The 9,745-nt window shown below is 70.7% G+C and carries 13 protein-coding genes; 6 read left to right on the top strand and 7 right to left on the bottom strand.

The genetic code is table 11. The features are described from left to right. Positions 1–134: 134 nt before the first annotated feature. The 6 genes from JK361_RS38495 to JK361_RS38470 form a co-directional block, all read right to left on the bottom strand. Entirely contained in the window at positions 135–617 is a 483-nt protein-coding gene (locus tag JK361_RS38495) for an aldo-keto reductase family protein (protein ID WP_307787439.1), read from the bottom strand. 480 nt (positions 618–1,097) lie between these two features. Then, positions 1,098–2,678: a right-handed parallel beta-helix repeat-containing protein gene (locus JK361_RS38490; protein WP_201827381.1), complete on the bottom strand. Its 1,581-nt coding sequence runs from the start codon at positions 2,676–2,678 to the stop codon at positions 1,098–1,100. A 53-nt stretch (positions 2,679–2,731) separates the two neighbouring features. Beyond that, on the bottom strand, positions 2,732–2,875 hold the full coding sequence (locus JK361_RS38485; protein WP_201827379.1) for a hypothetical protein: 144 nt from the start codon (positions 2,873–2,875) through the stop codon (positions 2,732–2,734). A gap of 444 nt (positions 2,876–3,319) precedes the next feature. Beyond that, entirely contained in the window at positions 3,320–3,709 is a 390-nt protein-coding gene (locus JK361_RS38480; protein ID WP_201827377.1) for a hypothetical protein, read from the bottom strand. Beyond that, on the bottom strand, positions 3,687–4,325 hold the full coding sequence (locus tag JK361_RS38475) for an Asp23/Gls24 family envelope stress response protein (RefSeq protein WP_201827375.1): 639 nt from the start codon (positions 4,323–4,325) through the stop codon (positions 3,687–3,689). The genes JK361_RS38480 and JK361_RS38475 overlap by 23 nt, the downstream gene beginning before the upstream one ends. Continuing rightward, positions 4,316–4,888 (bottom strand): RNA polymerase sigma factor, encoded by a 573-nt coding sequence (locus JK361_RS38470; protein ID WP_201827373.1) that lies wholly within the window; start codon positions 4,886–4,888, stop codon positions 4,316–4,318. Before JK361_RS38470 ends, JK361_RS38475 begins: the two co-directional genes overlap by 10 nt. Before the next feature lie 156 nt (positions 4,889–5,044). Between JK361_RS38470 and JK361_RS38465 the strand changes: the two genes are divergently transcribed. The 5 genes from JK361_RS38465 to amaP all read left to right on the top strand — a co-directional run bounded on the left by JK361_RS38465 (position 5,045) and on the right by amaP (position 7,528). After that, positions 5,045–5,527 (top strand): Asp23/Gls24 family envelope stress response protein, encoded by a 483-nt coding sequence (locus tag JK361_RS38465; protein WP_201827371.1) that lies wholly within the window; start codon positions 5,045–5,047, stop codon positions 5,525–5,527. A gap of 83 nt (positions 5,528–5,610) precedes the next feature. Beyond that, positions 5,611–5,778, top strand: coding sequence for a hypothetical protein (locus JK361_RS38460; protein ID WP_201827369.1), 168 nt, complete (start codon positions 5,611–5,613; stop codon positions 5,776–5,778). Then, positions 5,775–6,173: an Asp23/Gls24 family envelope stress response protein gene (locus JK361_RS38455; RefSeq protein WP_201827368.1), complete on the top strand. Its 399-nt coding sequence runs from the start codon at positions 5,775–5,777 to the stop codon at positions 6,171–6,173. Before JK361_RS38460 ends, JK361_RS38455 begins: the two co-directional genes overlap by 4 nt. 251 nt (positions 6,174–6,424) lie before the next feature. Continuing rightward, the gene (locus JK361_RS38450; RefSeq protein ID WP_307787438.1) at positions 6,425–6,898 is read left to right on the top strand and encodes a DUF6286 domain-containing protein; all 474 of its coding nucleotides are present in this window, start codon (positions 6,425–6,427) and stop codon (positions 6,896–6,898) included. A 24-nt stretch (positions 6,899–6,922) separates the two neighbouring features. Then, entirely contained in the window at positions 6,923–7,528 is a 606-nt protein-coding gene (amaP, locus tag JK361_RS38445; RefSeq protein ID WP_201827366.1) for an alkaline shock response membrane anchor protein AmaP, read from the top strand. A gap of 106 nt (positions 7,529–7,634) precedes the next feature. On the opposite strand, the gene JK361_RS38440 is transcribed toward amaP, so the two are convergent. Further along, complete coding sequence (locus JK361_RS38440; RefSeq protein WP_201827364.1) at positions 7,635–8,036, bottom strand: SMI1/KNR4 family protein; 402 nt, start codon at positions 8,034–8,036, stop codon at positions 7,635–7,637. 850 nt (positions 8,037–8,886) lie between these two features. On the opposite strand from JK361_RS38440, the gene JK361_RS38435 reads away from it, so the two are divergent. Further along, a complete protein-coding gene (locus JK361_RS38435; RefSeq protein ID WP_201827362.1) occupies positions 8,887–9,225 on the top strand; it encodes an ANTAR domain-containing protein in 339 nt (112 codons plus the stop codon). Positions 9,226–9,745 lie beyond the last annotated feature (520 nt).

The following is a 9,745-nucleotide window of genomic DNA, read 5'->3' as shown; positions in this document are numbered from 1 at the left end:
CGGCACACCGGCCGGGGTACTCAAACCGGCGTCCGCGCAACTACTCAGAACACTCGTCGCCCGGCTCGACCGTGGCGGCCAGGGCCTTGGCCGCGCGATGGTGGTGGGCGCGCATGCGCTGCTCGACGGCTGGATCAGACGGAGGCCAGTACACCAGCGATCTCCCGTAGTCGGGCAGTGTCCAGGACCGGTTCGGCGAGCGCGTCGGCTGCCGCATGCCAGTGCGACGCACTGGAGGCGGACACGAGGATGTCCGTCACTCCTGGGCATGACGCGGTTGCCAGAAGGCACGCCTGGGCAGGGGTCAGGCCTGGGCGGATCAGGTCGATCAGGTCCTTGCCGACCATCTCCACCAGCTCGCCGCCGTGCAGGGGCGCCGAGGCCATCACCCGCAGTCCCGCAGCGGCGGCAGCCCGCAGGGGTCCGCGGCCGGCCAGGGCCAGCTCGATCGGTGTCATGCTCACCAGGCTGACCGGCAGTTGGATCGCGGTCAGGTGGTGCTCGGACCCGCCGGCCGCCTCTCGGGCCAGAGAGGTCAGCAGCGGCACGGAGAAGCCGTCGTCGGCGAAGCCGCGCCAGGTGGCCACTCCGTATCCGGCGATGTGCCCGGTGGCCACCTCTTCCTCCAGCCCGGCGAAGGTGTCCCGGATCGTGCGGTACAGCGCGGCCCGGTCCCCCGTGTGTGCCTGCCCGGGGTTGTGCAGCGAGACCAGGTCCAGGCGATCACGGCGCCGGCCTTGGACTGGAGTGGGCGCAGCACACGCTGAAGACGGTGGAAGTCGGGTAGCCGAACCCAGCAGCAGACCGAACCCGGGCGCGTGGCCGAGTCTCCAGAGGCCGAGGCAAAGGCCGGGGCCGGAACCGCGGCCGCGGGGGCCCAGCCACGCTGCAGCCATGTCCCCGGGACGTGGCAGCCGGCGCCGGCCCCGGCACCAGCCGCCCGCCTCCCCCACTCCCCCACAGTGCCCGGCAGGACCAGCACCCCTGCGCCTTCTCGGCACCCCAGTCCCCTGAGCCGCCGATACCGCAACCGCCCTCCCCGTCGGCGGCGCCGGCCCGGTCCCGTCCGGCCGGGCCGGCGCACATGGGGCCGGAGGTCAGATCGTGTTCTGTACGGGGGTGGTGCTCGTGCCGTTGTCCGTGATCGCGGGGGTGCCGGAGCCGCGGGCGGTGAGGTCGTTGCCGACCAGCCAGGTGCCGCTGGAGCCCGCCATCACGCCGATCGCGGCCCCCGAGGCGCCACCGGTGACCGCGCCGACGGTGGTGGACTGGACGAAGGTGCCCACCGCGTTGCCGCCGACCCGGACTGCGTAGCCGGTGGCGCCGGTGATCCGGTTGCCCCGCAGGGTGGCGCCGTTCACGCCCGTGTTGATGCCGGGACCGGTCGTGGTGAGGACGGTGTTGTCGGCGACGAGGGTGCCGGTGGAGCCGCTGTCGACGCCGATGCCGTCGCCCTGGATGTCCGTGAGGCTGTTCCGGGAGACGACGGCGTTCGGGGAGCTCTGGACGTGGATGCCCTGGCAGTTGCCGGTGGGGGTGAGGCGAAGGGTGGTGGTGACGGTGTTGCGCGTGACGGCGAGGCCGTCGGTCTGCGCGGCGTAGATGCCGGCCTCGCCCTTCACCGACTCGACGGTGTTGCCGGAGACGGTGATGTCGCGGTGTCGGGCGCCGCCGGCGGCGACGGTGGCGGAGATGCCGCTGCTGCCGTCGACTCCGCGGATCGTGTTGCCGGTGACGGTGATGCCGCTGAGGCCGTTGCCTTGGGGCGAGTTGAGGTAGATGCCGTGGAGGGCGACGTCTGTGACGGTGTTGTCGGCGATGACGGCGTCCTGCCAGTCGGCGGCGCGGATGCCGAACGCGCCGCTTTTCTCGACCGTGTTGCCGATGACCCTGATCCGCCGGTGGAAGACACCCTTGGCGCCCCAGTGGTCCCCGCACAGGGCGCCGAACGGCCCGGTCGTGGTGCCGGCGCGCAGGGTGCAGCCGGTGATGAGGATGTCCTCGCAGGGGGTGGCGTCGTAGGCGGGGGCGGGCAGGTTGCCCTCGGTGGCGCAGGTGATCTGGACGGCCTCCTTGGTGGTGAGGCTCGCGCCGTCGCCGGGGTGGTGGCCGTCGAAGACGCAGTTCACGACAGCCACGTTCCGGACCGCGTTCAGCTCGACGGCGTGCGCCGAAGGGGTGTCGACGAAGGTGCAGTCCTTCACCAGGACGCCTTCGCAGTGGGCGAAGCCGATGGCGTCGCTCTGCTTGCTGAACTGGGCGCCGCGCATGTCCCAGGTGCCGCCGAGGACGGCGATGTTCCCCGCGCCCGAGTAGCCGTACGTGGGGGTGACCGAGTCGAAGTTCTTGAGCAGCGCGCCGCTGTCCGTGATGCGCACGATGCGGGCGCCGTACGCGGAGACGGTGGTGCCGGCGGCGAGGACGAGGCTCACGCCGACGGGGTACGTGCCGGGCGGCACCAGCAGAGTGGCCCCGCCCGGTACGGCCTTCACCGCGGCGAGGGCGCTCCGGAAGGCGGCGGTGTCGTCGGTGGTGCCGTCGCCCTTCGCGCCGTAGGCGGTGACGTCCACGACGGCCCCGCCGCCGGCGGCCGCGGCGGGCGGCGCGCCCAGCACGGCCGCGCCGCCCCCTGCCCCCACGAATCCGCCCATGGCCAGCATCAACGCACGACGTTCCATGCGCCCCTCCCGCGTTCTCGTGATGTTCGGCAGGAGCGTACGTCAGGGGCCCGTCAACGGGAGGGGGCGGGCCGGGTCGGCGACCCGAGGGCAGCCAGGAGGCCGGCACCGGTCAGTCCGAGCGTGAGCGGCATCGCGAGCACCGGGGGGCGGTAGGTCACGAAGACCAGGCCGACGACGAGGGCTAGGAGCGGCACGACGAGCATTTGTCACCGGCGTCGATCGGACGAGGGCCGTTCAGGCGCCGTACCTGTTGTTGCGGCTGGCTGAGGACATCATCCTGCCCGTCACGGACCTGGCGGCCGATGCCGATCCATGCGCAGACTCCTTCGCTCTGAACGAGGTCGGGGCGTCCTGCTGGCCGCGCTGGAGGAGTGGACGCAAGAATGCGTCCAAGTAGTCCGCGCAAGCGTGCACTCAAAGGAGAGGCACGCTCGGCGCTCAGCTTCCGCCTCAGAGCCCGACCACCTTTCCCGAGCCCGGCCCGGTGACAGGCGCACTTCATCCCCCGGTTCAGCGGGCCGGGCCACGGGAATCGGCTGATGGCTCGCGGCACTGGAGCAGCCGACAGACGTGTCCCGCCGCAGACCCCCTCCCGAGAGCATCCGTTGGGTCGGCCCGGGAGGCTCGTCTGCTGACCCTCATGGCACTCGCCCAGCGGGCGGGACCGTGATGCGGGTGACCGTAACAGTGACGGTCACCGGGTCCTGGGCGCCGTGCTCGGCGAGGTGGGCCTGGACAGCGGACTGAATCTGGTCGTGGGCGATGCGGGCGGTATCCAGCACGCGGTGGCCTTCAGTCACCATCACCATGCAGCGCACCTCGATAGACCATCCCGACCCGCCCGGTGCGTGCTCAGCGCGCACGCCTGCCGAGGTCTGTGCGCGCTCCGGGATGGTCGGCGGCAATACGGGCGAGACGGCTTCGGTCAGACGGCGGGCCAGGAAGGGTTGCAGACCGGTCACGCCGGGAGTCGCGAGCGCCGCCCTCTCTGCGGCGGTGATGAGGTCAGCCGTGCCGAGGGCGGCCATCACGGGTCTCCGGGGGTGCGCTGCCCGGGCTGGGGGGGTCGGGAGTGTGCGGAGGGTCCAGAGCCTCGATCACGGTGATGTCTACGGCCGTCACGTGCAGGCCGATGGTGCGCTCGGCAGCGTGGATGACCGCTCGGCGCACTTCGTCGGTGCGCTCGGGGAGCGGGCGGTCGAGGCTCGCAGCCAGGGTCAGTGCCACCGCTACGCCATCGGCGGCGTCGCTGTTGTCTGCGGGGGCCAGTCGGCAGGCCGCGGCTCGCACGCCGGGGACGTTGTCTGCGGCCTGGCGCAGCACTTTCGCCGCAGCACTCTCGGCTATCCGGAGATCCAGGACCGGATCGGCCAGGGGCAGCAGGCGGCCAAGTCGGGCTTCGGACCGGACGATGTTCATGACGCCGTGGGCGAGGGACTGCAGGTAGGTAGGGGCCTGGCCGCGCAGGGCGCGCGTTGCCGCCTTCAAGGCGGCCAGTGAGGCGATGGCCTCGTGGCAGGAGGGGCACGTCATGGTGTGCGGATCCTCGGCGGGTGCCGGATTGAGTGCCTGGTCCCAGACCTGGCTGAGTAGCCTGCCGCAGGTGAGTTCCTCGTCCGGCGAGAGGGGGTGGTCTACCGCCATGGGGCCATCGCCTCCTTCAGCGACAGGCGTGCCCTGAACAGTCTGCCGCGCACCGTGGGCTCACTGGCATGGGTTACGTGGGCGATCTCCTTGTAGGACAGTCCTTGCAGTTCGCGAAGGACCCAGCACAGTCGCTGGCCGCCTTCCAGGTTACCGAGCGCGCAGGCCAGGGCGGCCGCGGCCGCCTTCTGCTCGGCGGCCCGGGCGGGCGAGTCCCACCCATCGTCCGTCGCCGGCTCGGGAACAGCCTCCAGAGGGATGGCCGGCCGTCCGCGGCGGCGCATGGTCAGGCAGCGGTTGACGGTGATCCGGTAGATCCACGTACGGAACTCGGAGTCGTGGCGGTAGTCGGGCAGGCGTCGCCAGGCGCTGACGAAGGCGTCCTGGACGGCTTCTTCGGCGTCCTGGGCGTTGCCGATCATGTAGTACGCCAAGGTGTACAGAGGTTGGCTGTGACGGTGGATGAGGACGGCGAAAGCGTCGTCGTCTCCCTCGGCGGCGCGCACGGTGAGCACGCCGTCCGGAAGGTCGCTCTGCGGTGCAGAATCAGTCCGTTCGTTCATGCCGCCTCTGCTCACGGCTCCGGACCTTCCGCCTACCCCCACCCTGCATGTGATGCACATCACATCGGATAGATGTGATGAGTGCGCCGCCCTGGACGTCCAACGTTCTCGACGGGCCTGTTGCAGAGACACGAAGACCGATCGAGGCGATCCGTCATGACGGAGAACAGCATCGCCACCGGCCGCGATGTCGGCACCGGTGGGAGCGAAAGCACTCTGAAGGGAAAGACCGGGCCCGGAGCTCCGGCGTTGACACGCGGCAAGACCACCATCGCGGACGGTGTGGTGGCCAAGATCGCCGGTATGGCAGCCCGCGAAGTCCCAGGCGTCCACAAGCTCGGAGGCGGGATGGCCCGGGCGCTCGGAGCGATGCGCGAGCGGGTCCCCGGCACGAGCAGTGGTGTCACGCAAGGGGTGAAGGTCGAGGTCGGCGAGAGCCAGGCCGCGGTGGACCTCGACGTCGTCGTCGAGTACGGCGTCTCCATTGTCGACGTCGCCGGCGACGCGCGCACCAGCGTGATCACCGCGGTTGAGCGGATGACGGGGCTGGAGGTCGTCGAGGTGAACATCGCCATCGACGATGTCCACCTGCCCGAAGAGGAAGAGGAGTCCGACGAACTGCAGGGGCGCGTGAGGTGACCTCGCCCAGGTGATCGCCCGCGGCCCGGTACGGCGGCGGATCACCCCGAGAGATCTCCGCGCCGGAGATGGATGAGTGAGTCATGAACACAGCCACGACAGGCCTGGTGACCGGGATGGCGCTGGGCTTCGCCGGGTACTTCGGCGGCTTCTGGGCCTTCTTGCTGGTTCTGGTCCTAGGTGCGGCCGGTTTGCTCGCCGGCCTGGTCCTGCAGGGCGACCTGGACCTGCGCACGCGGAGGCAACGGTGACCCCCGCCGCCTCCCCTGGAAACGGCCCACCGGCGCACCAGGTCGCGCTGCCGGCGCCAGCCGAACGGGGCGCCACCGTCATCCCGGACAAGGTGGTCGCCCGCGTCGCTGCTCAGGCCGGCCGTGTGGCGCAGCTGCATCGGGCGGCCATCCCGCCCGACCGTGGCCAGGCAGCGGCACCCAACGCCTCCGTCATCAGCCACCGCGGGTCGGTACGCCTCCACCTGGCAATGGACCTGCCCTATCCCGCCGACCTTGCGCTCGTCTGCGAGCAGATCCAGCACGATGTCGCCGACCGGGTGGCCCAGGTGACCGGTATGCATGTGGACGAGGTCACCCTCACCATCCGCCGCCTGGTGACCGCCTCCGCCAAGCGCCGGGCCCGCGTCCGCTGAACCGACCGGCTTCGTCGCCCAGACGCAGCCGGCAAAGGAGGACCGGCATGATCCACGACCCCCACCCTCCCCAGTCCAGCCCGTGGGATGCGCCGCAGGACCCCCGCCCCGCAGCGAACGCGCTGCGCAAGCCAGAAACCCACACGCGTCCACCAGGCACAACAGGAAGCGGCCCAGACACCTGGCACGCCACCCACCGTCCGTGGTCGGCGCGGCGACTGGTGTCTGCGGCGGCCGCGTTCGTGATCTTGGTGGCGGCAGGTGCAGCCCTGGTCGACGTCATCGCCGTCCGGGCGGGGCGCCCGGCAGCAACCTGGCGACAGGAGCTGGCCCACGCCCTGGCCACCCGTCCCGTGGACGACGTGTGGATGCTCGCCGGCGCCGCCCTCGCGGCTGCCGTCGGCGTGTGGCTGCTCGCCCTGGCACTCAGCCCCGGTCTTCGCCGCCTGCTGCCGATGCGGTCCCCGGCCGCGATGCGGGCTCAACTGGACCGCCGCAGCGCCGCCCTACTCCTGCGCGACGCCGCCCTGCGGGTGCCCGGAGTCCGCAACGCACGTATCCGCCTGCGCCGGCAACGCATCCTGGCCCGCGCGGACGTCCACTTCCGCGATCCCGGGCAGGTGAAGACCGACCTCGCCGACGCCCTTGATGACGCACGCGACCGGCTCGCCCTCTCCCGCCCGCCGCGGATCGTCGTCCGCGTGCGACGGCGCAGCACCAAGTGAGCACTCGGCACCGGAGTGTGCACCATGACGCCGCAACCCGTCCTCAATCGCATCCTGCTGGCCCTCATCGGACTGATGCTGCTCGGCGGCGGGCTGCTGATCATCGCCACCGGGTGTGATCTCCACCGGCGACTCGGCCTGACGCCACCCGCCGGCTGGCCCCTGACAGCGCCCGACGACGTCCTTCTCAGCTCTGCAGACCGAACCCGCTGGAGCAGCCAGGGCTGGTGGTGGCCCGCCGTCATCGCCGCCCTCGTCCTCATCGCCCTGCTCGCTCTGTGGTGGCTGCTCGCCCAGCTCCGCCGACAGCGCCCCTCACGCGTGACCGTCGGCACAGACCATGCCCAGCCAGGCGTCGAACTCCGCCACAGCGCACTCACCGACGCGATCGCAGCCCAAGCAGGATCCCTGCCCGGCTTCGAGAGGGCAAAGGTCCGTCTCACCGGCCGACCTGCCCGCCTGCACGCGGGCATCACCGCCACCCTCACCCCCGAGACAACACCCGAGACCGCGCTCAAAGCCCTGGACGACGGCCCGCTGAATGACGCCCGTCAGTCCACCGGGCACGACGACCTCATCGCCGAGACCCGCCTGCATATCGCGCATCACAAACCCCACCGTGTGCACTGAGCGGTGCACTTCGACCAGTAGCTCGCTGCTCGCGGCGCCGGAGGACGAGTGACGGGCCATCGTCGGTGTACGGCGGGTTCTGGCACACATTCCGTAAGGGCAGTGGTCAGGAGGGCGAGGGATCGGCTTCGTCCCATTTCCACCCGGTTTGAGGGAAGTGCTTCAACAGGGCGGCCAGCGATGTTGCCTGGTGGATGGCGGATGACCAGTCTTCCGAGGAGACGTCGAGTGTCACCAGGGGCGGGGGGTTCTGGCGAAAGTCGTAGGCAAGCAGCTCGCGGCTTCCGTCTCCGCCGATGACGACGGCACCGGGGAAGCGTTTCTGGAATTCACCGGCCTCGTTGTTGCCGATGAGCTCGTCCAGCGCGTCGATCACCAGGAAGTCGTCAGCGGGAGGAACGAACTGACTCAGGCTCCCTGTGGTGCCCAGGAAGTCCCGGTAGTCCTGGGGAAACCGGATTCCGAAGTGGTGCTCGACCTGCGCGATCTGGTCGTCGTTCGAACTCATGAGGCAGTTCTATCAGGCAGAGCGGATGGCGGTGGCCGCCTTGTGCTGCGGTGAGGAGGACACGTGTGCGGAGTAGTGGGAGCTTGGCTCGTCCGAACATCTGGCGTTTGATCCGCCGCCCGCCACATGCCACGGCCGCCGAGGTGCAGGGAGCTTCGTCCAGGGCGGGACGAGAGCCCGAGACGAGTGATACAGCCGCTGGCAGGGCCGTCGGAAGGCAGGACCACCCGTTCAGCGTGTGTGTGCCTCGTGGCCGCCGGGCACCCATGATGGATGTTGTGCAGCGGGTGGAGCCGCGGCTGAGCCTGATTCGGCCGCGACGCCGCCATCCTCAGGACTGGTTCCCCTGCGGGCACGACCAGACGGACCAGGTCGGCGATTGCCGTCCCGCCCCGGACTCGGGGTCTGAAGCCTGGAGCGGGGGTTCGGCGGCACGGTTTCCCCGCCCGTGCCACCTGCGGTTCACCCATGCGACGGCCCCATTCTCCCCGGCAACCAATCCGCGCCCGCTCCCGTCGAGCCGCGTGACCTGCGCATGAGCCGGTCGTTGAGCACGGCATCGCGCCATGAACATCCCTGCCCCACCGGGGATGCGCGACGTGAGGGCCCGGATCTCCTTCGTCGAACCTCGGGCCCTCACCCGTCTCCAGGTGTCGCGAGGCATGAGCAGAGCCGGAACGGGCTACCCGCGACTGCGCGGGGTTCGGAATCAAGCCCCTCGTGTGGGTCCTCCGGGCGGCCGTCCGGAGGACCCGCACGTCGTGCCTGGCCGCGGCCGGGTGGATGCTGAAGGGGAATGCCGGGCAGGCGCACAGCATGACCGCGCCCCTTCGCCTTCGTGGATGAGTTCATGACTTCCCCCGCGCACGACGCAACCCCCGCCACAGAAGAAGACCGTCTGCGGTACGAGGTCCAACGGTTGCGCACCGAAAACAGACAGCTCCACCAGGCCCTCGCCTCCCACGCCGTCATCGACCAGGCCATCGGCGTCCTGACGGTCCTGAGCCAGATCACGCCGCAGGACGGCTTCACCGTGCTGCGAGAGGCCTCCCAGCACACCAACATCAAGCTGTTCGACGTCGCCGAGCAGATCCTCAAACACGCCCAGGGCGCGGCACTGCCGGAGGTGCTGCGAGCGGAACTGCGCGCGGCCCTGGCCCGCCACACCAGCCCGCAGCCAGGCTCCTGAGCGTGTGACCGTAGCCGCGTCGGGTGGGCACGACGCGGCGCACTGGTCGGCGGGCGGGTGGAGGACTGTGCTTCAAGCTGGCTCGATGCGCCGCACCCGGCCAATGAGCGGTCGCGGCGTAGCAGAAGTACGAGGTCCACGTGCCCACCGAGGTGCGCGGCGGGCTACCGCACTGCTCGCCGCGCCCCACATCCAAAGACTGGGCGCCCAGCCGCACGGGCCGACGCGGAGGTTCCCCGCGGTCAGGCCCGCCTGCTTTCCGGAACCATAAAGGCGGCAGCTCCCCGGGCGCCGTCCAGCACTCCGGTCCACCGCCCTGACGCGGCCATACCTCTGGCCCACCGCCGTAGCACTCGATGAGCTCCGAGTCGGCGACGTCATCCCCGCCCACAAGCCCGCCCCGTCGCAGCAGCAGGGCCAGGTCGTGCAGCGAATACGCGGTCCCCACTTGTCACCGAGGCGTACGCGGCGGCCTCCGGAGCCGCGGGAGAGGGCCAGCGGCGCGTCAGCGCCGGCGCGG

Origin of the sequence: Streptomyces musisoli, assembly GCF_016741855.1 — a bacterium.
Classification (GTDB): Bacteria; Actinomycetota; Actinomycetes; order Streptomycetales; family Streptomycetaceae; genus Streptomyces; species Streptomyces musisoli.
The sequence above is the reverse complement of the archived record's forward strand: the minus strand, read 5'-3'. Positions and strand labels throughout refer to the sequence as shown.